The following is a 25,462-nucleotide window of genomic DNA, read 5'->3' on the forward strand; positions in this document are numbered from 1 at the left end:
CTACTGAACACCTCGGTCAGGCAGCAGAACGGCGCCGCCCTCCAGAGGGAAGGGCGGCGCCGTCAGGCTCGATTACTCGTGGTCGTGGTCGCCGTCGCTGTGCGCGTGGCCGTGGTCGAGTTCCTCAGGCGTCGCGTCACGGACGTTCAGGACCTTCACGTCGAAGTTCAGGACCATGCCCGCCAGGGGAGGGTTGAAGTCCACGGTGATCTTCTCGCCGTCGACGCTCATGACCGTGAAGGGAATGACGCTGCCGTCCTCGGCCTGCGCGTAGTAGGTGGCGCCGACCTCGACGTCGTCCTCGAAGTCCTCGCGGGACAGTTCGTCGATGTTCTCCTCGTCCCGCTCGCCGTAGCCGTCCTCGGGCTGCACGGTCACCTGCAGCTCGTCGCCGACGGTCTTGCCTTCCAGCGCGCGCTCCAGCCCGGGGATGATGTTGCTGTGGCCCTGCAGGTACACCAGCGGTTCGCCGGGTTCGCTCTGGTCGATGATCTCGCCGTTCACGGTGAGTTTGTAGTCGAGTTCGACAACCTTGTCCTGGGTGATGTTCATGGGGTCTCCGTTTGGCCGCCACACCGAGATCAGGTGGGCCGCCCGGCGTGATCGCCTCCCAGGAGTGTACCCCCTGACCCGCTGGTCACGGTCTCCGGGCCGTCAGGGCTGCGTGCGGAACGACCACGACACCGGGCCGCGCGCCGTGACGAAGCGGACCTCCACGTCCGCCCCGGCGGGCAGCGGCGCGTCCGGCAGGACCAGCGCGCCCCCCTGCGCGGCCAGCACGCCCCGGCCCACCCGGGTCTCGCTGTCGTTCGCTCCATTGAAGGTGGACGCCGTGAGCAGACACGCTCCCGCCCGCCGCCCATTCACGCTGAGGCTCGCGGCGGTCACGTCCTGCGGACGCGCCGGGCCGAGCAGCAGCGCGATGGGCGCGCCCCGCACCGGCCTGGGTGGGCACCCGGCCAGCGCGTCCGGCCATTCGCCCGTCACGGCCGTCAGGGTGGGCGCCGCCTGACCGGGCGCCGGATACCGCACCGGGTAGCGCGCCGCGCCCGTCAGGCCGCGCCGGACGTCCAGCACCACCGCCGAGCGGAACCCGCCGCCCTCGTCGTGCGCCACGCCCGCCGCGACGCGCGTCAGGCGTGGGTCGAGCAGCTGCGGCAGGTGAAACGCGCCGCCCACCCAGTACCGCAGCGCCCGTTCGGGCGTGGCGTCCGCGCGACTGGAAACGAAGTAATGCCCGGGCGCGCAGGCCTCGCCCGCCGCAGACCGGAACGGACTGGCAGGGTCCTGACGGTGCTCGGCGCGGTCCTCCCGCACGAGGTACCGCGCGTGCCCCGCGCAGCCGCCCTGCCACGCCGCCTCGGCCTTCACGGCGGGCATCCCGGCCCGAGCGCGCACCCGGTTCAGGCCCGCCAGCAGGGGAGAGACGGGGGCGGCGGCCGCCGGGGGAGCGGTGGTGACCACCGGCCGGGGTGGCGTCGGGGTGGGCCGCCCCGGACCGACCGGTTGCTGCTCCCCGCTGGCCGGGGACGTGGGGGTCCTGTCCTGCATCTCCTGCTGAACCCCGGCGAGGTCCGACGGCACGGGCCGCTCCGCCTCGGGCGCGGTGGCGGGTGCCGGGGAAACGGGAGGCTCCGGCACCGCCGGGTCGGCCGGGACCTGGACCTCCGGCGTCGGGGCCAGGGGGGGCTGCGCGTCCGGGGTGGATGGCGCGGGGGGTTGCGCGAGCGGTTCCTCCACGCGTGGCGCGGGCGGCACAGCCGTCCGCTGTCCCGGCCACCACCCGGCCAGCCAGATGCCGCTCAGGCCCAGCGCGAACAGCGCCGCGCCACCCAGGATCGCCCACAGGGCCCGCCGGAAACCCATCATGATGCCCTCAGGCTAGACGGGCCGGGGCTGCGCCGCGTGGGGCGTGCGCCTATCCTGCCTTCATGACCGCCGCCCCGCCCTTCCCGATGCACGTCAGCGTGACCGACGCCCGCGCGTACCTGACCGCCCTGCTGCCCGAACGGACCCCCGAGACGGTGCCCCTGGCGCAGGCGTACGGCCGCACCCTGGCGGCGGACGTGCCCGCGCTGGTCAGCCACCCCAGCGCCACCGAGAGCGCCCTGGACGGCATCGCCGCCCGCGAGGCCGACACGCTGGGCGCCGCCCCGGACGCCCCGGCGCGCCTGCGCGTGATCGGCGAGAGTCGCGCCGGAGCGGCGTTCACCGGCACGGTCGGCGCGGGCGAGTGCGTGCGGATCTACACCGGCGCGCCCCTCCCGGCGGGCGCGGACGCCATCTGCCCGGTGGAACAGCTGACCGACGACGGCCCGGACGGGGTGCTGTTGCGCCGCCCCGCCAGTCCCGCCGACGTCCGCCATGAGGGCGGCGACTTCCGCGCGGGCGAGGTCGTCCTGCACGCCGGTCAGCGCCTCACTGCCCCCCGGCTGGCGCTCGCAGCGGCCCTGGGGCACGCTGAGCTGAGCGTGCAGCGCCGCCTGCGGGTCGCGCTGCTCTCCACCGGGGACGAGGTCGTCCCGCCCGGCCAGCCCCTGACCGCCGGGCAGGTGTACGACAGCAACAGCGTCGGCCTGCACGCCATGCTGCTCGAAAGCGGCTGCGAGGTCCTCCCGCTCGGGCACGCCCCCGACAGCCCCCAGGCCCTCCAGGCGGCCATCGACGCGGCAGGCGGCGCGGACGTCCTGCTGACCAGCGGGGGCGTCAGCATGGGCAAATACGACTTCATGCGGGACCTGCTGGTCGAACAGGGCCGCGTGAGCTTCTGGAAGGTCCGCATGCGCCCCGGCGGCCCCGCCATCCTGGGCGGCTGGAACGGCCTCCCCGTGTTCGGCCTGCCCGGCAACCCCGTCAGCAGCCTCGTGGTGTTCCACGTGATCGTGCGGCCCGCCCTGACCGGCCAGCCCCCCCAGACGCTGCGCCTGCGTGCCGCCAGCGCCTTCCGCGCCCTGCCGGACAAGACCGCCTACTGGCGCGGCGTGATCGACAGCGGCACGGTCCGCGACTACGGCCAGCAGGGCAGCGGCATCCTGCGCTCGCTGAGCGACGCCGACGCCCTGGTCATCGTCCCCGAAGGTCAGGCCGTGCAGGCCGGAGACGACGTGGACGTCATCCTGCTGTAAACGGCGAGGGGAAGTGGAGCGAGTACTGCCTCCACTTCCCCTTCATCACGACCGACTCACTCCAGGGGAACCAGCACCATCGCGCCGCGCGCGGGGACGCTCAGCGGCGTGTCACCGGTCAGGTGCACGGTACGGCCCGTGATCACGTCCCGGTAATCGCCGGGCGTGACGCCCGTGAAGGGCAGGTGCGCGTCGTCGCGGCCCGCGTTCAGGCCGATCAGGGCCGCGCCGCTCTCGTGACGGCGGGCGTACACGAGCTGTTCACCCTGCGCGTGCGTCACGTGGAAGTCCCCGCGTTGCAGGGCGGGCGTGGCGTGCCGTGCAGCGGTCAGTTTGCGGGTCAGGCTCAGGGTTTCCTGATTCCACGTGCCCTCGTCCCAGGGGAACGCGCGGCGGCAGTCGGGGTCGGGGCCGCCGGGCAGGCCGACCTCGTCCCCGTAGTAGATGCAGGGCGTGCCCACGTACGTCATCTGGAACACTGTCGCCAGCCGGAACGCCGTGTGATCCCCACCCACGGCGGTCAGGAACCGCGCCGTGTCGTGCGAGTCGAGCAGGTTCAGCTGCACGCGTACCACGTCCGGGTGGTACATCTGCGTCACCTCGGTCATGCGCTGCGCGAACGAGGCGGCGTCCATCGCGTCCACCCTCCCGGTGCCGCTGCGCTCGTTCATGGGGTGATCGAGCGTGTGCGCCCCGAAGAACGCCAGGCAGGGCCGCGTGAAGTGGTAGTTCATGACTGCGTCGAACTGGTCGCCCTGCAACCAGCGGTGCGCGTCGCCCCAGATCTCCCCGACGATGTACGCGTCCGGGTTGATGGCCTTGACGCGCCGCCGGAACTCCTGCCAGAAGGAATCGTCGTCGATCTCGTTCGGGACGTCCAGCCGCCAGCCGTCCACCCCGAAACGGATCCAGTGCTCCGCGACGTCCCACAGGAACGCCCGCACCGCGCGGTTGTCCGTGTTGAACTTCGGCAGCGCGCGGTTGCCCCACCACGCCGCGTAGTTCGCGGGCTGCGCGTCGTCGTACGGGTGCAGCGGCCAGCCGTCCACGTGGAACCAGTCGCGGTACGCGCTCGCCTCGCCCTGCTCCAGCAGGTCGTTGAACTGGAAGAAGCCCCGGCTGGAGTGGTTGAACACGCCGTCCAGCACGACGCGCATGCCGCGCGCGTGCGCCTCGTCGATCAGGTGCCGCAGCGCCTCGTTCCCGCCCAGCATGGGGTCCACCTGATAGTAGTCATGCGTGTGGTAGCGGTGGTTGCTGGCCGACTGGAACACCGGGCAGAAGTAGATGGCGTTCACGCCCAGACTCTGGATGTAGTCCAGTTTCGCCGCCACGCCCCACAGGTCGCCGCCCATGTAACGGTTGAAGTGCGGCGTATCCCCCCACTCCTGGAGGTTCAGGCCCCGCACGCGGCCCGATCGGGCGAAGCGGTCGGGGAAGATCTGGTAGAACACCGCGTCCGTCACCCACTGGGGCGTGACGGGGCGGGCATCGAGGGTGTGGTCGGGGTGGAGCGCGTTCATGACCGGGCCAGGATAGCCCCCCCGGACTGTCGGAATGCTGACGGCCCCCGGACCCGGCTAGTTCGCGGCGTTCCAGGCGCGCAGGAACGCGCGGACCTCCTCGGGAGTGGTCACCTCGCCCAGGGCCGCCGCCTCGGCCAGCGCGCGGGTCGCCTCGCCCACGCGGGGGCCGGGTGGCACGCCCAGCAGGGCCATAATCTCCTCGCCGCGCAGCAGCGGGGGCGGGGCGCTGGGCTGCTCCTCCAGCGCCGCCAGGACCCGCTCGATGCCGCGCGCGTACGCCCGGCGGGACGCCTCGCTGCTCAGCGGGCCGCGCGCCGCCTCCCGGTCCGCCAGCATGACCGCCAGCAGGTCCGGCAGCAGCGCGCGGCGGCGGTGCACGAAGCGCCGCGCCTCCCGCTCGCTGGCGGGCAGCGGGACCATGTGCGCCCCCACCAGCGCCGCCGCGTGCCGCACGTCCTCGCCCGGCAGTTTCAGGCGCGTCAGCACCTGCGCCGTGAGGGCCGCCCCCACCTTGTCATGTCCGTGGAACGATGCCCGCCCGGTCAGCTCGTCCCGCGCCAGCGTGCGGGGTTTGCCCACGTCATGCAGCAGCGCCGCCCAGCGCAGCGGCACTGGGGCGTCCGGGAAGCGCCCGATCAGCTGGTGCAGCGCCTCCACGCCATGCGCGAACACGTCCAGATGATGAAAGCTGCCCTGCGCCACGCCCCGCCCCTCGCGCAACTCCGGCACCGTCAGGGCCAGCAGGCCCAGCTCCTCCAGCCGCCCCACGCCCCGCGCCGCGTCCGCCGAGCGCAGCAGCGCGTGTACCTCGTCCCGCACCCGCTCCCACGCGGGCATCGGCAGCGCCCCCGCCGCCAGATCCGACGCGACCTCCCGCACCGCCGCCTCCGTCCCCGCCTCCAGCTGGAACCCCAGCGTCAACTCGAAGCGCGCCGCCCGCCACGCCCGCAGGGGGTCCGCCCGCAGGTTGTCCCGCGACACCATCCGCAGCCGCCGCGCGCGCAGGTCCGCCTGCCCGCCCACCACGTCCAGCACCCGCCCGCCCGGCAGCACCCCCAGCGCATTCACCGTGAAATCCCGCCGCCGCAGATCCCCCTCCACGTCTGCCGGGCGCGGCACCAGATCATGCTGCACCCCACCCGCCGCCGACACCCGCCAATACCCCCGCTCCGCGTCCAGCTCGAACGCCGAACCACCCAGCGCGTCCGCCAGCTCCCGCGCCGCCCCGGCCGGGTCCGGCACCATCCAGTCGAAATCCTTCGCCGCCACCCCACGCAACCAGTCACGCGCCGCGCCGCCCACCAGCACCCCACCCGGCGGGAACGGCGGCAGAGAAAGGCGGCGACGGAACATGCCCGCCACTCTACCCGCCCCCATCCCGGGCAGCCTCCGCCGCACGGCCTACGCCCCCACCCCTTGCCAGAAGCGCACCCCTCTGATACATTGCCGGGCGCTGAGGGGGCTTAGCTCAGCGGGAGAGCATCCGCTTTGCAAGCGGAGGGTCTGGGGTTCGAATCCCCAAGCCTCCACCAAGAAGATCACCGCGCTGCGAGGCGCGGTGTTTTCGTTGCGTGCGGCCATCAGCAGATGTTCAGAGGCGGTGAGGCGCTCGCTCCCTACCTCTGGTGGACTCGGAGGGCTGCGCCGTAGAGCGGGCACCCGAATCAGACTGCGGTGGGCTGTGGAGTCCAGGGGCGTGGTGTTGGCCCCAGGGTGGGGGCACCGCTGAGGGCCGGAGCGCCCTGGAAGCGGCGGGATGGCCTGGGTGGGCGGACCTCATGAAAGGGTCACGTCAGAGGAGAGGGCGCACAATGGCGGCGCTCCTGGCGAGCGCAGTCCTCCCGTCTCATCCGGCTTCCGTCTGCATCGGTGACCGGTCGGCACATCACCCAGCTGTCCGCGTCACGCCTGGAATCCTGCTGCCACTCTCTCGTCCGCTCGGCTGTACCGGTTCGGGCAGACCATTCCCCCCGAGTCCCCATTCCTTTCCCCGCTGTGCCTGCAGGAGAGCTTCCGATGCCTGAACGCCACGTCCAGATGTTCGACGTTGTTTTTCAACACGCCCGGCAGGGCATGGCCCTGATGGAACTGGACGGGACGTTCGTGACCGTCAACGACGCCCTGGGCCGGATTCTGGGTCTGGAGGCGCAGCTCCTGAGCGGTCTGAACGTTCAGCAGTTCACGCATCCTGACGACCACCCGTCGGACCGGCAGATTCTGGCTGAGTTGCAGAGTGGGGTGCGGCACGACTTCGAGACGGTGCGGCGCGCGGTGCATCACGCGGGACATGAGATCTGGGTGGACCTTCACGTGACGGCCGTGACGGACGACGCGGGCGCACCGGCGTTCTTCGTGGCGCAGGTGCGGGACGTCACGCAGGCGACCGAGCAGGCCGCGCAGCTCGAGGCGGTCACGGCGCAGCTGCATCTGGCGGTGAATGCCACGCAGGATGGGCTGTGGGACTGGCAGCCGGGGCAGGCGCACGTGAACGTCACGCGGCGCTGGAACTCCCTGATGGACCGCGCCGGGTCCGGGACCCGCGTGCCGCTGCGCTGGTGGTGGCGGCGCCTGCATCCGGACGACCGGGCGCTGATCCGGCTGCAGTTGCAGGAGCATCACGCGGGCACGCGCCCGCAGGTGGACGTGCTGCACCGGGTGCGGCGGGCGGACGGCTCGTGGCGCTGGCTGGCGCTGCGGGGCCGGTTCGTGTCCCGCGTGCCCGGCGGCGCGCCCACGCACCTGGCCGGCGCGCTGACGGACGTGGATGAGCGCGTGAGCAGTCAGCAGGACCTGCAGGTGCTGCTCAATCACCTGCCGGCCATGATCGGATACTGGGACGCGGACCTGCACAACCGTTTCGGGAACCGCACGTACCTCGACTGGTTCGGCAAACGGGCGGACCTGATGCCGGGAAGGCACATGAGCGAGATCATCGGCCCGGACACGTACGAGCGCAACCGGCCGTTCATCGAGAAGGCCCTGCGGGGCGAACCGCAGTCGTTCGAGCGGCGCATCACCGGACCGGACGGCCGGGTGCGGGAGACGCACCTGCAGTACATCCCGGACGTGCAGGGCGGGGAGGTCCGCGGCTTCTACGCGCTGGGGACGGACATCACCGAGTTCCGCCGCTCGCAGGCGGAGCTGGACGAGCACCGTGAACTGTCGCGCATCACGCTGGAATCCATCGGGGACGGGGTGATCACCACGAACGCGCAGGGGCAGGTGACGTTCATGAACCCGGTCGCGCAGCGCCTGACCGGCTGGCGGGAGCAGGAGGCGCTGGGGCGCGCGATCGAGACGGTCCTGCCGCTGACGGACGCCCGGAAGGGACGCGCCGCGCTCAATCCGCTGCGGGTGGCGCTGCGGGATCAGGTGGTGGTGGGCCTGTCGGCGGAGTCCACGCTGCGCAGTCGCCTGGGCACGCTGGCGCACATCGAGGATTCCGCCGCGCCGATCTTCAGCCGCACCGGGGAACTGCTGGGCGGCGTGGTCGTGTTTCATGACGTGACCGAAAAGCAGCTGCTCGCGCAGCGCATGAGTCACCTGGCGCGGCATGATCACCTGACCGGGCTGCCCAACCGCGCCACGCTGCACGAGAGCCTGTCCGCCACGGTCGTGCGTGCCGCCGCGGAGCAGCGGATGTTCGGGCTGCTGTTCCTGGACCTGGATGAGTTCAAGCAGGTGAACGACACGCTGGGGCACGCCCTGGGCGACGATCTGCTGCGGCAGGTCGCCACGCGCCTGCAGCTGGAGGTGCGGGGCGGGGACGTGGTGGCGCGCCAGGGCGGGGACGAGTTCCTGGTGCTGCTGCCCGAGGAGGTCTCGGCGGCCGACGTGCAGGCGGTGGGGCAGCGGCTGCTGCGGACCCTGAGCGCACCGTACCGGCTGGGCGAACAGGGGGTCACCGTGACGTGCAGTGTCGGGGCGGTCCTCTACCCGCAGGACGGCGCGGACGCCGATACCCTGATCCGGCACGCCGACACGGCCATGTATCACGCGAAGGCGGCCGGCAGTAACTGCCTGCGGTTCTACGACGCTCACCTGGAATCCCGCCTGCGGGAGGAGCAGGTGCTGCTGCGCGCCCTGAAGCTGGCGGTGCAGGAGGAACGGTTCCATCTGGTGTACCAGCCGCAGATCAACGCGCGGACCGGGCAGCTCACGGGGGTGGAGGCCCTGCTGCGCTGGACCACCGGGGACGGCGAGTCGTTGCCGCCGGGCGTGTTCATTCCGCTGGCGGAACGGGCGGGACTGATGGTGCAGCTGGGGTCCTGGGTGCTGCGCGCGGCGTGCCGGCAGGCGCGGCAGTGGCAGGAGGAACAGCGGCCCACGCGGGTGGCGGTGAACGTGTCGGCCGTGCAGTTCATGGACAGCGGCTTCGTGGGTACGGTGCGGGACATCCTGAGGGCCAGTGGTCTGCGCGCCGAACTGCTGGAACTGGAACTCACCGAGAGTTTCCTGATGCAGGACGTGCCGCGCGTGCAGTCGGTGCTGCATCAGCTCAAGGCGCTGGGCGTCAGCCTGTCCATCGACGATTTCGGCACCGGGTACTCCAGCCTGAGTTACCTGCAGTCCTTCCCGATCGACACCCTGAAAATCGACCGGTCGTTCATGCCCACGCAGGAGGTCAGTCAGACGGTCCTGAACGTGATCGTGGGGCTCGGTCAGGCGCTGGGGCTGCAACTCGTGGCCGAGGGGGTCGAGACGGCCGAGCAGCGCAGCACGCTGCTGGACCTGGGCTGCGAGGTCATGCAGGGGTACCTGTACGCCCGCCCCATGACGCCCGAGCAGCTGGACTGGTGGTGGGCGGAGCGGACCGTGCCGTCCTGACCGGCCGTTCGCCTGCCGGGGCGGTTCCCCGCCTGTCAGGGGGGTGTATGAGGGTCGGGGTTACCCTGGGAGTCCGGAGCCATGACGCGTCTGCCCCTGCCCCCCCTGTTCCTGCCGCTGCTGCTGGTGGCCACGGCGCACAGCGTCTCGCTGATCTTCAGTCACCGGGCGGGGGAACTGCTGACCATCTCGGATCAGCTGTACCTGCTGGTCCCGGCGCTGGCGGCGCTGGCCAGCTGGCAGGTGGTGCCCGCCGCGCGGCAGCGTCGCCTGGCGGTGTGGGCCGCCACCTGCCTGAGCCTTCTGGCAGGCGCCGAGGTGTACCTGGTGGCGGTGTACGACCTGCGGGACCTGCGCGCCCCGGATTACGGTCTGGGGGACGCGCTGTACCACGCGTACTACCTGGGGCTGGTGGGGCTGCTGCTCAGCCTGGGGCGGGGCGCTCGTGTGCCCGGGCGGCTGGGTCTGCCGGAGTGGGTGCTGGACAGCATGATCACCGGGGTGGTCGTGGCGGAGGTGTCGTGGGTGCTGGGACTGGTCCCGCTGCTGGCGGACGCCCGCACGACCCTGCTGTTCAAGGCGGTGAACGTCTCGTACGTCGTGCTGGACGTGATCGTGCTGACGCTGGTGCTGCTGCGCCTGCGGCTGAGCAGTGCGTCCGCGTGGCCGCTGCTGCTGGGGCTGGTGTCGTACGTGATCGCGGACCTCGTGTACCTCGTGGACGGCCCGGTGACGGTTCCGGTGGGTCTGGCGGACCTGCTGTGGACCTGGGGGACCGTGGGGCAGGCGGTGGGGTTCGCGCTGCTGGTCCGGCGCGACGCCGGGCCCGGTCGGCCCAGTGCGGCCGTGTCGCTGACCCTGCGGACGCTGCCGTACCTGGCGGTGCTGACCGCCTGCCTGATCCTGATCGGCAACGGCCTGAGCATGGACCTGCGTGGGCGGGGCGTCGTGTGGTTCACGGTGACGGTGTTCACGCTGGTGATGCTCCGGCAGGCGGTGACGCTGGCCGAAACGGGCCGCCTGAACCGCGCGCTGACCGAGCAGGCCGAGCAGCTGGCGCGCAGCCGGGACGAGATGGAGTACCGCGCGCATCACGACGGCCTGACGGGCCTGCTGAACCGCGAGGGGTTCTACCAGCTGCTGCGCGCGCAGCAGAGCGGCGAGCGTACCCTGCTGATGCTCGACCTGGACGGTTTCAAGCCGGTCAATGACACCTACGGGCACGCGGCGGGAGACCGGGTGCTGCGTGAGGTCGCGCGCCGCATTCAGGAGGAGGGCGGCGCGGACTTCCGGGCGGCGCGGCTGGGTGGCGACGAGTTCGCCCTGCTGAGCCTGACGCCACTGGAGTCCGCGCGGGCGCGGCGGTGCGCGCTGCGGCTGGTGGACCGGCTGTCCGAACCGTTCGCCGTGCGGGGCGGCACCATGCAGCTGAGCGTGTCGGTGGGCGTAGCCAGCGCCGAGGCGCCCCTGCCCGAGCAGGCGCTGCTGGGCCGCGCGGACGCCGCGCTGTACCAGGCCAAACGGGCCGGAGGCCGCCGCGTGCAGGACGCGCTCCTGAACGACCGGTCCCCGGCCGCGTCGTCCGACCCGCCTACCGCCTGAACGCCGCTCGCGGTGCGGTCACGCGCCGCCGTCTGACCCGCAGGGGAGTGTGATTCCGGCGTGCGTGTTAGCCTCCGGGACGTGAGATACACGTGATCAGCGCCGTGACGCTCGCCGTGATCGGCGTGGGCCTGCTCGCCGGGGTGCTCGGCGCGATCCTGGGTCTGGGGGGCGGCGTGGTCGTCGTGCCCGCGCTGGAGTTCATCCTGCCGCTCCTCGGGCGGGACATCACGATCGCGCAGGCGGTCGCGATCAGCCAGATCGGCGTGCTGGCCGTGGGCCTCAGCGGCGCGGCCAGTTACCTGCAGCAGGGCCTCGTGCGGGCCCGCACCGGGTACCTGCTCTCGCCGTACACCATCGTCGGCGGGGCCGCCGGGTCGTTCCTGGGCCTGATCCTCCCGGCGCGGGCGGTCGCGACCGTGTTCGCGGCGCTGCTGCTGTACTCCGCGTACAACCTCCTGCGCGGCCTGAAACGCGTGGAGGTCGAGCGGGAACCGTCGCGGCTGGTGCCGCCCGCCATGACCTTCGCGGGCGTCATGAGCGGCCTGCTGGGCATAGGGGGCGGCACCGTGCAGGTCCCGGTGCTGAACCTGCTGGCCGGGGTGCCCATCCGGCAGGCGATCGCCACGAGCACCTTCATCATGGGCCTGACCGCCGTCGGGAACGCGCTGGTGTACCAGGCGGGCGGGCTGCTGGACCTGCGGCTGGCGGCCGGGGTGGCGCTGGGCGTCCTGATCGGCGCGCGCGCCGGGGCCAGCCTCCAGAGCCGCATTCCCGCCGCGCAGCTCAAACTGTTCTTCAGTCTGCTCCTGATCTTCACCGCCGCTCAGCTGCTGTGGAAGTACTGGGGGCAGGCGTGAGCGCACCGGACCCTCAGCGCAGCGCCGAACTGGCCGGGCTGCCCGCGTGGCTGTACCCGCTGGGCTTCTGGGTGGGCGTGGGGCTGCTGGCCGTGGGGGTGCTGTGGCCGGATCTGGCGTGGGTGGGTGTGGTGTGGGTCGCGGCGGTGCCGGTGCTGGCCGCCGCGTGGGTGGCCGTGGTGGGCTGGCGGCTGGACCGCCGCCTGAGCGTCGCGGCCCTGGCGGCCCTGGCGGGGCTGGCGCTGGTGTTCGTGGTGAAAGGCTTCATCAAGTAGCCCGGCGTTCACGTGGGCGTGGTGGACTGGCAGGATGAACGCCCCGGAACTCCCGATCCTGACCCCGGCGCAGGTGGCGGGCCTGCTGCGCGCCGACCCGGCGTCGGTGCAGGTTCTGGGTGCGGGCAGCGATCACCGCGCGTACGCGCTGGAGGGGGACCGGGTGGTGCGCCTGCCCCGCTGGCCGGGCGGGGGAGACGCGCTGCGGCGGGAGGCGCGGTCGCTGGCGTGGCTGGCCCCCCGGCTGGGTGGTGCAGCGCTGCCGGAGGTGCTGCACCTGGGTGAGCCCGCGCCCCTGGCTCCGGAGGGCTTCAGCGTGTGCCGACGCGTGCCGGGCGCGTCGGCGCTGAGACGGCCGGTACATGGTCCGGCTGCGCTGGGCAGGATGCTGGGAGGCTGGCTGGCCGACCTGCACGCCCTTGACCCGCGGGGGGCCGGGCTGAGCGTGGATCTCGACCCGACCGGGCACGACTGGCGGGACGCCGCGCTGGCCGATCTGGAGGTCGCGGCAGCGGCGGGCGTCCTGCCAGAGGCGGCGGCGTGGGCGGGCCGGGTGCAGGCGGTCCCTGAGCTGCGGGAGGTGGTCCCTGGGCCCATTCACGGGGACTTCGCCGCCGAGCACGTCCACCTGGACGGGTCGGGAGAACTGGCGGGGGTGCTGGACTGGGCGGACGCGGCGCTGGGTGACCCGGCCCGGGATCTGGCGGGCCTGATCCACTGGGGTGACCCGGTGCTTCTGCAGGCGGCGCGGAATGTGTACCCGGCGTCGGGTGCCGTGTGGGAGCGGGCGGCGTGGTACGCGCTGTGCCGCGCGCTGGGTGATCTGGCGTTCGCGGTGGGGGAGGGGCAGCCTGCGTATCTGGAGGCGGGACGGCGGGCGCTGACGGGGGTGCGGGGCTGGTGGACAAACGCCCCGCCGCGGTCTTAAACTTGAACCGAGTCTAATTTTATAGGTATCTCGCAGGAGGTCGCATGAAGATTCAGAAAGCCGCAGTCATCGGTGCAGGCGTCATGGGCGCTGCCATCGCCGCCCAGCTCGCCAACGCCGGGATTCCCGTCACCCTGCTGGACATCGTCCTGCCCGACAACCCCGACCGCAACTTCCTCGCCAAAAGCGGCGTGCAGCGCGCCCTGAAAGCCCGCCCCGCCGCGTTCATGGACCCGGCCCGCGCCGCCCTGATTCAGGTGGGCAACCTCGAAGACGACCTGAAGAAACTCAAGGACGCCGACTGGATCATCGAGGCGATCATCGAGAAACTCGACGCCAAACGCGACCTGTGGGCCAAAGTCGAGGCGGTCGCCAAGAAGACCGCGATCATCAGCAGCAACTCCAGCGGCATCCCCATGCACCTCCAGATCGAGGGCCGCAGCGAGGACTTCCAGCGCCGCTTCGTGGGCGCGCACTTCTTCAACCCGCCCCGCTACCTGCACCTGCTGGAAGTCATTCCCACCCCCAAGACCGACCCCAAGGTCACCGAGGCCTTCAGCGAATTCGCGGAAACCACCCTCGGCAAGGGCATCGTCGTCGCCAACGACGTCCCCGGCTTCGTCGCCAACCGCATCGGCGTGTACGGCATCGTCCGCGCCATGGACCACATGGTCAGGGCCGGCCTGACCCCCGCGCAGGTCGACCAGCTGACCGGCCCCGCGCTGGGCCGCGCCAACAGCGCCACCTTCCGCACCGCCGACCTGTCCGGCCTGGACATCATCTACCACGTCGCGGGCGACCTGGGCAAAGCCACCCCGGATGATGAGGACTTCACCCTCACGCCCGCCTTCCGCGCCCTCGTGGAAGACAAGAAGTGGCTGGGCGACAAGACCGGCAGCGGCTTCTACAAGAAGACCAAAGACGAAAAAGGCAAGACCAAGATTCTCAACCTGAACCTCGACACCTTCGAGTACGAGGACCAGGGCAAGGTCAAGGTCGCCGCCGTGGACGCCGTCAAGGGCCAGCCCCTCGCCGCCCGCGTGAAAGCCCTGTACGCCGCCGAAGGCAAGGAAGGCGAATTCCTGCGCGGCGTCATGAACGACGGCTTCTGGTACGCCGCCAAGATGGCCGGAACCGTCAGCAACCGCCTCCAGGACATCGACAACGCCCTCAAGTGGGGCTTCGGCTGGGAACAGGGTCCCTTCGAGACCATGGACACCCTGGGCGTCCAGACCGTCATCGCGAACCTCGAGGCCGAGGGTCGCACCCTGCCCCCCCTGCTGGCCGCCATGAAAGCCAGTGGCCGCGACGCCTTCTACCAGGGTGACGAGATCGTCACGCCCGAAGGTCAGCCCACCCCCTACCAGGCCCCCTACTTCATCCTGACCGACCTGAAGAAGGACGCCACCAAGATCGTCAAGAAACGCGCCGGGGCCAGCGTCATCGACCTGGGCGACGGCGTCCTCCTGGCCGAATGGCACGCCAAGATGAACGCCCTCGGCGAGGACCAGCTCCGCACCGTGCAGGACGCCCACAAACTCGTGCAGGACATGGGCTACCACGGCCTCGTCATCGGCAACCAGGGCGACAACTTCAGCGCGGGCGCCAACCTCCCCCTGATCCTCTCGCAGGCCCAGGCGGACGAGTGGGACGAACTCGACGACATGATCAAGCAGTTCCAGCAGGTCACCACCAGCCTGCGCTTCAGCCCCCACCCCACCGTCGCCGCACCCTTCGGCATGACCCTCGGCGGCGGCGCCGAATTCACCCTGCACGCCGACCACGTCGTCGCCAGTGCAGAACTGTACATGGGCCTCGTGGAAGTCGGCGTGGGCCTCATCCCCGGCGGCGGCGGCACCAAGGAAATGCTCCTGCGCTTCACGGACATGCAGCAGCCCAGCCAGCGCCTCGGCGCCACGCTCCTGCCCGCCGTGCAGCGCGCCTTCGAACTCATCGGCACCGCCAAGGTGAGCACCAGCGCCCTCGAAGCCCGCAACCTCGGCTTCCTGCGCGACACCGACACCGTCGCCATGAACAAAAACCACATCCTAGGTGACGCCAAACGCCAGGTCATCGCCCTGGCCCCCGGCTACGTGCAACCCGCCCCCCGCCAGGACATCCCCGTCATGGGCGACGCCGCCATCGGCGCCATCAAGAGCGCCCTCCACGGCATGCACCAGGGCGGCTACATCACCGACTACGACCTCGTCGTCAGCGAACAACTCGCCAAGGTCCTCTCCGGCGGCACCGGCAACAACCGCACCGCCAAAGTGTCCGAACAACACCTCCTCGACCTCGAACGCGAAGCCTTCCTCACCCTCCTCGGGAAGAAAGGCACCCAGCAGCGCATCGAGCACATGCTCAAAACCGGCAAACCCCTGCGCAACTAACGTCGATAGTTGATGGATGAAGGTTGAAAGAGGACAGATGACTCAGGCACGCTTCTTCGGATTCGAAAAACTGGACGTCTACCACCTGTCGGTGGAGATGGCAGCCGACGTCTACCGCGTGTCCGGGCATTTTCCGCAGGACGAACGTTTCGGTCTGACCAATCAGCTGCGCTGCGCGGCGACCTCGGTCACCCTCAACATTGCCGAAGGGGCCGGGCGGGACTCCCGCAAGGACTTCGCCCACTTCCTGACGCAGGCCAGAGGGTCCACGTACGAGGTCGCCAGCGGACTGCAACTCGCCGTGCGACTGGGCTTCGTCCTGCAGGCCGACACCCAGGCCGTTCACGAGCAGGCACAGACCATCGCCGCCATGCTCAGCGCCCTCGCCCGTAACCTGAAGGCCGAAGCATGAAGCGCCAACCATCACCCATCACCCATCACCCATCAACCGGCGGCCGCCTGACCGACCGACTCCTGAACGTCCGTAAACGCCGCGCCCTCGGCTGGGCCGCCTTGGCTTACGCCGGGGTGGTGCTGGCGGGCGCGCTGGTGGGCGCCGACATCACCCTGCGGAGTAAGACGCGCTGGGTGAAGGGCGTGTTCGTGCCGGTGGGTCGGCGGGGGAACGAGGTGTACCTGCCCGCCGGCAGCGAGACGCTCTCGCGTGGTCCCATCGGGATCGTGCCGCTGCTCCCGAACAAGGGGCACGCGGTGCTGGGCGAACGGAAGGTCGTCGGCACGCTGGTGCGCCGCGAGGTGCAGGAGGAACGCGGCGTGCTGCCCAACGGCGCACTCGCATGGGCCAGCACGTTCGTGTACAACGGCACGCCCGCCCAGCTGGGCGTGGAGTTCGAGCACACCGCCGTTCACACGCCACTGGGCGATATGCCCGCGTGGCACATCCCCCCAAGCGGGGACGCACCGGGCCGCGCGGACGCCCTCGTGATCGTCATCCACGGTCACGGCGGACAGCGCGCCCAGGCACTGCGGATGCTGCCCGCGCTGCGGCGCACCGGGACGGGCAGCCTGTTCGTCACGTTCCGCAACGCCCACGGTGCCCCCCGCAGCGAGAGCGGCTACCTGACCCTGGGCGACCAGGAAGCCGAGGACGTCATCAGCGCCCTCCACTGGGCGCAGCAGGCCGGGTACAAACGCGCCGTGCTGTACGGCTTCAGCATGGGCGGCAACATCGCCCTGAGCGCCCTGCGCGAACGGCACCAGCCGTACCCGATTCCCGTCACGGGCGTCATGCTCGACTGCCCCGCGCTGGACTGGCGGGCCACCATCCTCTCCCAGGGCCAACGCTTCGGCCTCCCCCCCTTCCTCGCGCGGCACGTCGCCACCTTCACCCAGTGGGTCGTGACACGCCGCAGCGGCCAGGACTTCGACACCGTCGACCAGATCCGCGCCGCACCCAACTTCAACCTCCCCATCCTCATGTGGCACGGCACGCGTGACCGCACCATTCCCATCGCGCAGGCCGACGCGCTGGCCGCCGCCCGCCCCGACCTCATCGAATACCACCGGGTCGAAGGCGGCAAACACATCCGCGTGTGGAACATCAACCCCGAACAGTACGACGCCCAACTCGAAACCTTCATCGGCAACGTCCTGCCAGAGGTGGAAGGGTGAGTGCCCTGACCTTGCCTCTGCACCTGAAGGAGGACACTGAACTCGTGGTGGAACCGTGGGGTGAGACCTTCCGGCTCGCCGCAGGTGAGAGGTACGTCCTGAGCTGGCTGGGAAGCGAAGAACAACCCGAATGTCTCTCCATGCCCACGGGCCTGGTCGTATTCATGGGTGCAGGCGCGACGTTCAACCTTCAACACGAGAGTGGTGCATGGATCGGAGGCAGTGACATCCCTATCCCCTCCCTGCCTCCCTCGATGAGCACCAAAGAATTTCTGTCGATGACAGGACTGATTCACATTCAACCGTCCGAGAGCGACGGTACAAGGAGAGAACCCTGATGCGTGACGCTGTTATTGTTTCTGCCGTCCGGACGCCCGTTGGTCGTGGCGTGAAAGGCACCCTGGCGAACACCCGCCCCGACGACCTGGCGGCGCTGGTGCTGAACGAGGCCGTCAAGCGCGCCGGTGTGGACGCCGGTATCGTCGAGGACGTGTACCTCGGCTGCGCGATTCCCGAGGCGGAGCAGGGCCTGAACGTGGCCCGTCTGGCCGCGCTGCGTGCCGGGATGCCCGACAGCGTGGGTGGCGTGACCGTGAACCGCTTCTGCTCCAGCGGCCTGCAGACCATCGCGATGGCCGCAGCGGCCATTCAGGCAGGGCAGGCGGACGTGATGCTGGCCGGTGGCGTGGAGAGCATGAGCTTCGTGCCCATGAGCGGCCACAACCCCAGCCCGAACCCGGAGCTGGTGGACGCCCGTCCCGGCGCGTACATCGGCATGGGCATGACCGCCGAGAACGTCGCCACGAAGTACGGCATCAGCCGTGAGGATCAGGACGCGTTCGCGTTCCGCAGCCACCAGCGCGCCGCGGCCGCGCAGGACGCCGGGAAGTTCGACGCCGAGATCGTGCCCGTGCCCGTCCGCGTGGACAAACTGAAGGGCACGAAGATGAAGTCCGAAACCGTGAACTTCGACAAGGACGAACTGATCCGCCGGGACGCGAACCTCGCGGACATGGCGAAGGTCCGCCCCGCGTTCAAGGCGACCGGCTCCGTCAGCGCCGCGAACAGCAGCCCCTTCAGTGACGGCGCGGCCGCCGTGCTGATCATGAGCGGCGAGAAGGCGCAGGAACTCGGCGTGAAGCCGCTGGCGAAGTTCCTCGGCTTCGCCGTGGCGGGCGTCGAACCCGAACTGATGGGCATCGGCCCCGTCAAGGCCGTGCCGAAGGTGCTCGCGCAGACCGGCCTGACCCTCGACGACATCGACCTGATCGAACTGAACGAGGCGTTCGCCGCGCAGTCCCTCGCCGTCGCGCGGGAACTGGGCCTGAACCAGGACATCATGAACGTCAACGGCGGCGCGATCGCCCTGGGGCACCCCCTGGGCTGCAGCGGCGCGAAGCTCGCCACGAGCGCCATCTACGAACTGCAGCGCCGTGGGGGCGGGAAGGCCCTGATCACCATGTGCATCGGCGGGGGCATGGGCGCCGCCGGGATCATCGAAGTGTACGGCGCGGATCAGGCCGCCGACTGACCCGAGCAGGACAGAAGCAGGGCACCCGCCGGAAAGTGGGTGCCCTGTTTTCTTACTGGTTCAGCGCTTGATGAACCGGCTGGCGTTCAGGATCGCGGCGGCGTTCACGGGGCGAGGCTGGACGCTCAGGCTACCCAGGGCACGCTGCGCGGCGAGGCGTTGAATGGTGGCGGCGGTACGCGTGGTGGTCATCCGGGGCACCTCGGTGGAGACCTGGAGCATGAGGATACCGACGCTCTGAATGGCGGTGCCACTGGTGTCGTAGGTGCTCCCACCACCGATGAATGCCGGGTACGATTTCCCATTGCTCAGGGTTTCAACGCTGAACTTGCCGTCCAGATCGCGCCCATCGAAATACCCCACCTTGAAATCGTTCGTGAGGGCGAAGGCAGTCTCAAGTGACGTGGCGCTGGAGAGGTTGCCAAGCACGGTCGGGCCGCCCTTCGTCTGCGTGCCGTTGACGTACCCGCCGAGGGCCACGCTGCCGTCCGTGTCGACGCTCTCGTCGTTGTAGATCGCGACACCACTGTCGAGCAGGGTACCGCTCTGGTCAAAGACGCCCCACTCCCACACGCCCTGGTTCAGGGTGGTGACGTTGAACTCGGCGCTGGTGCTCACGTTGCCTCTGGTGTCGTAGGCCTTCGCGGTGAACCCGGTGCGGTCGTCGTTCAGAACATTGACGGTGTACTGGTAGGGCGCGGCCGTGTCGGTGGCTTTCAGGGTGCCGTTCTGGTAGAACTCCACCTTCGCGACGCCGCTGCTGTCCGTGGCGTTGGCGGTGATGGTCACGTCACTGTTGCCGTCGGAGGGGCTCTGGCTGAAGCTGATCTGCGGGCCGGTGGTGTCGGGGGTGCTGGGCCCGCCCGGCGTGCAGGCGGTGATCAGGAGTGCGGGGAGGGCCAAAAAGAAGGCGCGATTCACAGGGGGCACTCTAGGGTGCCGCGTGGTGCTCAGGTGGCGCAGACTGGGCACCGGCGGGCTTCATGAAGGTGCAACAGGTGAACCGGGGAGGCGCGTGAAGACCGGCATGGAGGACGGGCAGACCCTTAAGCCTGCCCGTCCCTCTGGATGGCGGTGATTAATCGGTGGCGGCTGGAATCATCGGCTTGTCGAACCCGACCCTCAGGGTGGGGTGCAGCCACGCGGCAGCGGCGGCAGCCAACAGGGCTGCGATCACCAGGAAGATGCTCTGAAGGGGCATCCAGGCGAGCAGCGCGGCCGCCCCGGCGTACCCCAGGGGTTGAATGGCGCTCGACAGGGACGAGATCACGCCGTAGGCGCGGCCCATCACGGCCTGCGGAATGTTCAGCTGGGACATGACGCTCAGCTGCACGTTCATCACGGCCGCACTCAGCCCCGCCAGCGCCAGCAGGACCAGCGCCTGCGTGAGGGTGGTGGCCACGCTGAGCCCGCCGATGGAGGCCGCGATGCCGAACGTGCCGCCCACCAGTGCCAGCCAGGGCCGCGGCAGGCGGTACGAGCTGAGGATCAGCATGCCCACCAGCTGCCCCACGGAGATGCTGGCGCTCAGGAATCCGAACTCGCGGGCGCCCAGACCCAGCGTGCGGGCGAACGGAGCCAGCGTGACCTCCAGCGGGATCAGCACGAAGTTCAGCAGCAGGCTGACGGCGAACGTCCAGAACAGCAGTGGGTTGGCCCAGATGACCTTCAGGCCGGCCAGCAGACCCTCGCGGGGTTCCTCATCGGCCGCTGGGGTGCCGGGAGTGGGCTGCACACGCGGTTCCGGCAGGGTCCACAGAGTCACGATGGCCGCGGCCAGCAGCATGGCGCCGATCAGCATGGCGCCGTGCACCCCGGCGAACCCGGTGGCGGTCCCCGCCAGGGCATACCCGGTGAGGCTGGCGAGACTGCCGGTGAGGCTCATCAGGGCGTTGCCCTGCTGGTACACCGCGCGCGGAATGATCAGGGGGACCAGGACCGCCGAGGCGGGTCCGCGCAGCGCCGCGACGAAGTTGGTGACGGCCAGCAGCGGGAACACGTATGACACCTGCATGTGCCCGCTCAGGACCAGCGTGGCCATCAGGACCAGCAGCAGCGCGTCGGCGACGTACGTGGCCTGGATCAGCAGGCGTTTGTGCTGCCGGTCGGCCAGCATTCCGCCGATGGGCGCGGCGATCAGGCCCGCCAGGGCGCTGACCAGACCCACGGACGCCAGCATGGTGCCGGACCCGGTCTTCTCGAGCACCCACCACATGATCGGGACGTTGTAGAACCCGCCACTCAGGGCGGAGAACAGGCGGGTGAGCAGCACCGAGCGGAACGCGGCGTTGCGGATAGGGTGAGCCGTCATATCAGTCCTCCGTCCAGCCAGCCAGGAAGAACGACACCTTCACGTCCCCGCCCTCCTGCTGTAGAGCTTCGATGTCCTCCCGCAGCTGCTGCAGGCGCCGCATGATGCCCGCCGCCTGCTCGCGCGGGACGCACACGCTGACCATCCCGGCGGCGCTGGGCAGCCCGTTGAAGGACGCCAGGGTCAGGCCACGTTCCGTCTCGTGGAACGCCAGCCCCAGGGCCCGCTCGTCCTTGACGCGCACGGCGCCCTCGGGCAGGCGGTACACCCGCTCGATGTGATGCCCGACGCGGTCCGTGCCGGTCTCGCACACCAGACCATGGGCCTGCAGGTGATTGAGGTTGCGCACCACGGTCGCCACGGGCCGACCGAGCCGCGTGGCCACTCCGCGCGCGGTGCTGGGACCGTCCAGCAGGGACGTGAAGGTCCGCCACAGGCTCTCTTCCATCTGAATGCCACTTCCGACTGTCGTCATACGACCACCTCCAGCAGGTCTGCCAGTTCCCCGTCGCTCATGCCGATCCCCACCATGGCCATCTGCTGCGGATTCAGGTATCCGGCCGCGGCCTGCACGTCCGCGGCGCTCACCTGCCGGTACATGCGGGCGGCGCGGGTGGGGAAGTACACCTCGTCGTTCAGCCAGTGCTGCGCGAGCTTGGTGGCCAGCCCGGGCCCCTCGGATTCCTGCAGGGCCTTCAGGGCGAAACTCTCGCGGGTCTCATCGGTCTCCTCCTCGCGGGGCGGGCTGGCCTGCACCTCCTGAATGAGTTCCATCAGGGTGCGGAACGCCTCCGGGACCCGCTCGCGGGCCAGGTCCATCGCCATGAACAGGTACCCGCTGCGCCGCCAGTGCGAACTGCCCCCCTGCGCCGCGTACGCCAGCTGCCGCTCCTCCCGCAGCCGCTGGAACATCCGCGACCGGAGGCCCCCACCCAGCAGCGCGCCGAACACCTCGGTGGCGGGCCGGTCCGGGTCACCCAGTGCCGGGCCCGGGCAGGACAGGTACAGCGTCACCCGTTCGCTGCGGCTGGGCACGCCGATCAGCTGCGGCACGATCTCCACTGGGCGGTACTCGGTGTGCAGCGGCGCGGCGTACCAGTCCTCGAAGTGCTCCTCGATCAGGCGGACGGTGCCGCTGTCCACCTTCCCGGCAATGACCAGCCGGGTGCGTTCCGGGGTGCAGGCGTCCAGCGCCCGCTGCCGCATCTGCTTGAGGTTCAGTTGCGACACGATCTCCGGCGGGCCCAGGATCGACATGCCGTACGGCGGGGCGTACAGCGCCTCCTCGACCAGCGTCCACAGGAACTCCGGCCGGTTGCGCTTGCGGTGAATTTCGTCCAGCACGATCTTCCGCTCGTGCTCCAGCGCCTGCTTGGTCACCTTGGGGTTGCGCAGCAGGTCCGCCGTGAACGCCATGACCTTCGGCAGGTCACGCGGCAGGCACGACAGGCCCAGCCGCGTGTGTTCCTTGCCGGTGAACGCCTCGATCCGCGCGCCACTCTTGGCCAGCGCCTGCCACTGCTTGCCCTGCGTGCCCGTCAGGTTGTTCGGGTTGAACAGCACGTGCTCCAGCAGGTGACTGATGCCGTTTTCCTGCTCACGCTCGTCCTTGACGCCGTGATCGAGGTACGCGGCCAGGTGAATGAGGTGAGCGCCGGGACGCGGGGCGATCAGAAACCCAAGGCCGTTGTCCAGATAGCCGGTGGTATAGAGTTCCATGCTGTTCAGTCTCCAGAGGGCAGGGTTGCCGGGGGGTTGCAGACCGCGAGATACACCAGCGCCTCGCTGCGCAGGCCCAGGCCCAGGCGATTCAGATGAAGATGCAATCCCTGCAGGTTCGCGCCGAGAGCGCCGGGCTCAGGCCAGTCCGGAGCCCAGGCCAGCGGCAGGGTCGCCTCCCGCAGCGCCGTGGCTGCGCGGGTCACGCCCGGCTGATCTGACAGGTGCGTCCGGGCAAACCGGGTCATGGCCTCGTGTGCCTCGGTCCGCGCGGGCCCGAGGCAGCGCAGCAGATGTGCCGCATCGACATACGCGGCCCTCATGCGGGCGTCCGGCGTTTCCAGGTCCCACACGGCCAGCGCCCGTTCACTGCTGGCCTGAAAGAAGCGTTCGTGAAGCGGGTAGTGCCGCGCCCCCCCGAACTTCCAGTATTCCGGCCGGTACTCCTGTTGGACTGCGCCCGGCACGGCCCGCCGCAGTTGAGCCCAGACCCGCTGCCGGGACGCCTCGCCGCGGCAGCACAGCCGCAGGCGCAGGTGCATGCCGCCTTCGGCGTGCCACAGGTAATGCCAGCGGCGGACCTCCGGCGCGAGGTCCTGCTGCAGGTGCCGCACCCGCTGCGCCTGCGAACGTTTCTCGAGATCCGGCCAGGTCAGACGTGCCGCGAGCCAGCCCGTCACGGCCGCACCGTGAAGATGCCCTCGAAGAGGTGCCGCGCACCGTCATGTCCTGTGAACCAGGCCAGGTCCGGCGTCACCACAGCTTCGCTGACCCGCACGCTGCCACGGCGGCATTCTGCCCGGAGGAGGTCGCGGTGCGTGACGTGCCGCCAGTCCAGTGTGAGTTGCCGGTCACCCCGGCCCACGCGCACCAGATCCGGAGCTCCCACCCGTTCCAGCCAGGCGAGCACCTCACGGTCCGGCGGGTCCGTTCCCTGCCAGTGAGCAGGCACGCGCCATGACGCCGCACTGAGCACGCAGCGGCCCCGGGTCACCCGTGGCAAGGTCTCCCGATCCCCCAGCGGCCCCCACCGCCACCGTGGAGGCGTGCGGCCCTGCAAGGCCACGGCGGTCAGCCAGCGGGCCAGCGGCCCCAGGTGATCGGTGCGAGTCAGCGTGGGCAGAACCAGATGAAGCTGTTGTTCACGCTGGGCGCACCACAGCTCGACCTGACCGTCCCGGCAGCTGACCCGCACGTCCGGCAGATCCACCCTGCGGTGGTCGGGGATCAACGGATGACCCGGGACGTGCAGTTCCAGTGGCGTTCCGGGGCGGCAGCGGGCGGTATCGTTCGCCGCAGCCAGCGGGTGCTGCAGGCAGAGTGCCGTGACCACCGTATTCGCCGGACCCCGTGCGCCCGGTGCCGGCAGGTGCGGGTGCGCCACCCGGAGGCGGGCAGTGGCCTGACCCACTTCCGGGGTGCTGCCACTCAGCAGCGCCAGGGTGTAGTCGCCCGCCCACAGATCGGTGGTGTTCCGCGCCAGGACCCACGCGAACAGATCGAACGGGTGGTCACCGGGTCGCGCCGTGACCGGCAGGCGAGCCAGCTGCACGTCAGTGAGGTCCAGCACGCCGGGCGCCCCGGCCAGCAGCGCGGGCCAGTCAGACCAGGGTGGGGCCGGGGGGGGCGCGGTCTCCAATGCGTCAGCCACCGTCAGGGCCTCACGGAGGGTCACGCGAGCGTCCCCGAACTGTGCGCGGAACGCCTCGGTGTAGGCTGACCAGTTCCCGGTCACAGGGGGACCCTGCGGGCTGCGTGTCAGGACGGACAGGCCCTCTTGAAGATCCACCAGCACCTGAGGCGGCAGGTGAGCCACGCCGTCCAGCGTGGCGTCCAGTGCGAGGTGGCGCTGCACGTCACCATCGAGCCCCTGACCGGCCAGCGCCTGCCGCAGGGCGTCCAGCCGCGCCGTCCCGCCTGGAAGATCGGCGTACACCGGGGCTGGGGGTGGGCCGCCCAGCGCCTCCACGCGCGCCGCCGCCTGTGGGGTGACCGTCAGCAGCGGCTGGAGCTCGCTGAGCAGCAGATCCTTGCGCAGCAGAACCCGCAGCAGGTCATCCGTGATCGCCTCCCCGAGCGAAGCCAGTGGGACCGGCGTCCGGGCCCGGACCAGAACGCGCCAGAATGCCTCGCTGCACGGAACCCGCCACTCGGTGCGGTCTTGCAGTCCCTGCCAGGTCAACCAACCGTTCTCATGGTGCGCGGTGCCGTTGAGCATCACCTGCAACGTGGGTGGCAACCGGTCTTCCAGGATCGGACGCGCCTCGGCCAGTGCACCCGACAGGGCGGTCAGCTGCACGCGCAACATCGGCTTCTGCGAGATGAACTCGGCGCTGCACTGGGCCGCGCCCGGAGCGGCGAAGAGACCGAACGGCACGCTGCGTGTACTCGCACGGATGAGATAGCGGTGCAGGCTGCGTTGCAGGGCCCGGGCCGTCTTTGCGCGCCGTGGGGTACGCCTGGATTCCCGCTCCAGGGTGGGAGACGCCATCAGCAGCGCCTCTGCCGACAGCGGCCAGTCGCGCAGGACGGTGATCGTGTCCTCCAGGGTCTGTGTGCCGCGCAACTCGCTGAACAGGTTCGCTGGGGCAAGCGGCACCCGGTACAGGCAGGCCGGATCGATCTGCGGACTCTCGAACATCAGGACGGATCACCTCCGACGTGGCGAAGAGGCGCCACGGATTGCCGCGGCGCCCCTCGACCGATCAGCCGAATCCCAGCGTGGGGACCGGCACA

21 protein-coding genes and 1 tRNA gene are annotated in these 25,462 nt (G+C 70.3%); 12 read left to right on the top strand and 10 right to left on the bottom strand.

Annotated features, from left to right (window positions below):
- Positions 1–72 precede the first annotated feature (72 nt).
- Both IEY69_RS00615 and IEY69_RS00620 read right to left on the bottom strand, forming a co-directional pair.
- Complete coding sequence (locus IEY69_RS00615) at positions 73–552, bottom strand: FKBP-type peptidyl-prolyl cis-trans isomerase (protein ID WP_189071240.1); 480 nt, start codon at positions 550–552, stop codon at positions 73–75.
- 102 nt (positions 553–654) lie between these two features.
- On the bottom strand, positions 655–1,869 hold the full coding sequence (locus IEY69_RS00620) for a CAP domain-containing protein (RefSeq protein ID WP_189071241.1): 1,215 nt from the start codon (positions 1,867–1,869) through the stop codon (positions 655–657).
- Between the two features lie 62 nt (positions 1,870–1,931).
- Between IEY69_RS00620 and IEY69_RS00625 the strand changes: the two genes are divergently transcribed.
- Positions 1,932–3,125 (top strand): molybdopterin molybdotransferase MoeA, encoded by a 1,194-nt coding sequence (locus tag IEY69_RS00625; protein WP_189071242.1) that lies wholly within the window; start codon positions 1,932–1,934, stop codon positions 3,123–3,125.
- Positions 3,126–3,181: 56 nt separating this feature from the next.
- On the opposite strand, the gene IEY69_RS00630 is transcribed toward IEY69_RS00625, so the two are convergent.
- Both IEY69_RS00630 and IEY69_RS00635 read right to left on the bottom strand, forming a co-directional pair.
- On the bottom strand, positions 3,182–4,648 hold the full coding sequence (locus tag IEY69_RS00630; RefSeq protein WP_189071243.1) for a glycoside hydrolase family 13 protein: 1,467 nt from the start codon (positions 4,646–4,648) through the stop codon (positions 3,182–3,184).
- A gap of 57 nt (positions 4,649–4,705) precedes the next feature.
- Positions 4,706–6,004: an HD domain-containing protein gene (locus IEY69_RS00635; protein ID WP_189071244.1), complete on the bottom strand. Its 1,299-nt coding sequence runs from the start codon at positions 6,002–6,004 to the stop codon at positions 4,706–4,708.
- A 104-nt stretch (positions 6,005–6,108) separates the two neighbouring features.
- Here IEY69_RS00635 and IEY69_RS00640 point away from each other — a divergent pair.
- From IEY69_RS00640 to IEY69_RS00690, 11 genes are all read left to right on the top strand, one after another.
- A tRNA-Ala gene (locus IEY69_RS00640) sits at positions 6,109–6,183 on the top strand.
- A 484-nt stretch (positions 6,184–6,667) separates the two neighbouring features.
- A complete protein-coding gene (locus IEY69_RS00645) occupies positions 6,668–9,478 on the top strand; it encodes a sensor domain-containing protein (RefSeq protein WP_189071245.1) in 2,811 nt (936 codons plus the stop codon).
- A gap of 81 nt (positions 9,479–9,559) precedes the next feature.
- A complete protein-coding gene (locus IEY69_RS00650) occupies positions 9,560–11,080 on the top strand; it encodes a GGDEF domain-containing protein (RefSeq protein ID WP_189071246.1) in 1,521 nt (506 codons plus the stop codon).
- 92 nt (positions 11,081–11,172) lie between these two features.
- Positions 11,173–11,940: a sulfite exporter TauE/SafE family protein gene (locus IEY69_RS00655; protein ID WP_189071247.1), complete on the top strand. Its 768-nt coding sequence runs from the start codon at positions 11,173–11,175 to the stop codon at positions 11,938–11,940.
- Positions 11,937–12,215, top strand: coding sequence for a hypothetical protein (locus IEY69_RS00660; protein ID WP_229783519.1), 279 nt, complete (start codon positions 11,937–11,939; stop codon positions 12,213–12,215). Before IEY69_RS00655 ends, IEY69_RS00660 begins: the two co-directional genes overlap by 4 nt.
- A gap of 34 nt (positions 12,216–12,249) precedes the next feature.
- Entirely contained in the window at positions 12,250–13,143 is an 894-nt protein-coding gene (locus IEY69_RS00665) for a phosphotransferase (RefSeq protein WP_189071248.1), read from the top strand.
- 44 nt (positions 13,144–13,187) lie between these two features.
- Positions 13,188–15,533, top strand: a complete 2,346-nt coding sequence (locus IEY69_RS00670) for a 3-hydroxyacyl-CoA dehydrogenase/enoyl-CoA hydratase family protein (protein ID WP_189071249.1) — start codon at positions 13,188–13,190, stop codon at positions 15,531–15,533.
- 37 nt (positions 15,534–15,570) lie between these two features.
- Positions 15,571–15,945, top strand: coding sequence for a four helix bundle protein (locus IEY69_RS00675; RefSeq protein ID WP_189071250.1), 375 nt, complete (start codon positions 15,571–15,573; stop codon positions 15,943–15,945).
- Entirely contained in the window at positions 15,942–17,165 is a 1,224-nt protein-coding gene (locus IEY69_RS00680; protein ID WP_189071251.1) for an alpha/beta hydrolase, read from the top strand. Before IEY69_RS00675 ends, IEY69_RS00680 begins: the two co-directional genes overlap by 4 nt.
- Positions 17,162–17,503 carry a hypothetical protein gene (locus IEY69_RS00685; protein WP_189071252.1) on the top strand — a complete coding sequence of 114 codons (342 nt, stop codon included), beginning with the start codon at positions 17,162–17,164 and terminating at the stop codon, positions 17,501–17,503. Before IEY69_RS00680 ends, IEY69_RS00685 begins: the two co-directional genes overlap by 4 nt.
- Positions 17,503–18,696 carry a thiolase family protein gene (locus IEY69_RS00690; protein ID WP_189071253.1) on the top strand — a complete coding sequence of 398 codons (1,194 nt, stop codon included), beginning with the start codon at positions 17,503–17,505 and terminating at the stop codon, positions 18,694–18,696. The genes IEY69_RS00685 and IEY69_RS00690 overlap by 1 nt, the downstream gene beginning before the upstream one ends.
- Positions 18,697–18,756: 60 nt before the next feature.
- On the opposite strand, the gene IEY69_RS00695 is transcribed toward IEY69_RS00690, so the two are convergent.
- From IEY69_RS00695 to IEY69_RS00720, 6 genes are all read right to left on the bottom strand, one after another.
- On the bottom strand, positions 18,757–19,617 hold the full coding sequence (locus IEY69_RS00695) for an Ig-like domain-containing protein (protein ID WP_229783520.1): 861 nt from the start codon (positions 19,615–19,617) through the stop codon (positions 18,757–18,759).
- Positions 19,618–19,774: 157 nt separating this feature from the next.
- Positions 19,775–21,007 carry an MFS transporter gene (locus IEY69_RS00700; protein WP_189071255.1) on the bottom strand — a complete coding sequence of 411 codons (1,233 nt, stop codon included), beginning with the start codon at positions 21,005–21,007 and terminating at the stop codon, positions 19,775–19,777.
- 1 nt (position 21,008) lies between these two features.
- Complete coding sequence (locus tag IEY69_RS00705; RefSeq protein WP_189071256.1) at positions 21,009–21,482, bottom strand: hypothetical protein; 474 nt, start codon at positions 21,480–21,482, stop codon at positions 21,009–21,011.
- Positions 21,479–22,726, bottom strand: a complete 1,248-nt coding sequence (locus tag IEY69_RS00710) for a M16 family metallopeptidase (protein WP_189071257.1) — start codon at positions 22,724–22,726, stop codon at positions 21,479–21,481. The genes IEY69_RS00705 and IEY69_RS00710 overlap by 4 nt, the downstream gene beginning before the upstream one ends.
- A gap of 5 nt (positions 22,727–22,731) precedes the next feature.
- Entirely contained in the window at positions 22,732–23,406 is a 675-nt protein-coding gene (locus IEY69_RS00715) for a thiopeptide-type bacteriocin biosynthesis protein (protein WP_189071258.1), read from the bottom strand.
- Positions 23,403–25,367 (bottom strand): lantibiotic dehydratase, encoded by a 1,965-nt coding sequence (locus tag IEY69_RS00720; protein WP_189071259.1) that lies wholly within the window; start codon positions 25,365–25,367, stop codon positions 23,403–23,405. The genes IEY69_RS00715 and IEY69_RS00720 overlap by 4 nt, the downstream gene beginning before the upstream one ends.
- Positions 25,368–25,462 lie beyond the last annotated feature (95 nt).

It is taken from the genome of Deinococcus sedimenti (assembly GCF_014648135.1).
Lineage (GTDB): Bacteria > Deinococcota > Deinococci > Deinococcales > Deinococcaceae > Deinococcus > Deinococcus sedimenti.

Bases quoted from the DNA above. Each gene is read 5' to 3' on its own strand.
- IEY69_RS00690 (WP_189071253.1), top strand. From the start codon at position 17,503: ATGCGTGACGCTGTTATTGTTTCTGCCGTCCGGACGCCCGTTGGTCGT.
- IEY69_RS00665 (WP_189071248.1), top strand. From the start codon at position 12,250: ATGAACGCCCCGGAACTCCCGATCCTGACCCCGGCGCAGGTGGCGGGC.
- IEY69_RS00670 (WP_189071249.1), top strand. From the start codon at position 13,188: ATGAAGATTCAGAAAGCCGCAGTCATCGGTGCAGGCGTCATGGGCGCT.
- IEY69_RS00680 (WP_189071251.1), top strand. From the start codon at position 15,942: ATGAAGCGCCAACCATCACCCATCACCCATCACCCATCAACCGGCGGC.
- IEY69_RS00705 (WP_189071256.1), bottom strand. From the start codon at position 21,482: ATGACGACAGTCGGAAGTGGCATTCAGATGGAAGAGAGCCTGTGGCGG.
- IEY69_RS00710 (WP_189071257.1), bottom strand. From the start codon at position 22,726: ATGGAACTCTATACCACCGGCTATCTGGACAACGGCCTTGGGTTTCTG.
- IEY69_RS00700 (WP_189071255.1), bottom strand. From the start codon at position 21,007: ATGACGGCTCACCCTATCCGCAACGCCGCGTTCCGCTCGGTGCTGCTC.
- IEY69_RS00720 (WP_189071259.1), bottom strand. From the start codon at position 25,367: ATGTTCGAGAGTCCGCAGATCGATCCGGCCTGCCTGTACCGGGTGCCG.
- IEY69_RS00650 (WP_189071246.1), top strand. From the start codon at position 9,560: ATGACGCGTCTGCCCCTGCCCCCCCTGTTCCTGCCGCTGCTGCTGGTG.
- IEY69_RS00645 (WP_189071245.1), top strand. From the start codon at position 6,668: ATGCCTGAACGCCACGTCCAGATGTTCGACGTTGTTTTTCAACACGCC.
- IEY69_RS00615 (WP_189071240.1), bottom strand. From the start codon at position 552: ATGAACATCACCCAGGACAAGGTTGTCGAACTCGACTACAAACTCACC.
- IEY69_RS00630 (WP_189071243.1), bottom strand. From the start codon at position 4,648: ATGAACGCGCTCCACCCCGACCACACCCTCGATGCCCGCCCCGTCACG.
- IEY69_RS00625 (WP_189071242.1), top strand. From the start codon at position 1,932: ATGACCGCCGCCCCGCCCTTCCCGATGCACGTCAGCGTGACCGACGCC.
- IEY69_RS00620 (WP_189071241.1), bottom strand. From the start codon at position 1,869: ATGATGGGTTTCCGGCGGGCCCTGTGGGCGATCCTGGGTGGCGCGGCG.
- IEY69_RS00675 (WP_189071250.1), top strand. From the start codon at position 15,571: ATGACTCAGGCACGCTTCTTCGGATTCGAAAAACTGGACGTCTACCAC.
- IEY69_RS00635 (WP_189071244.1), bottom strand. From the start codon at position 6,004: ATGTTCCGTCGCCGCCTTTCTCTGCCGCCGTTCCCGCCGGGTGGGGTG.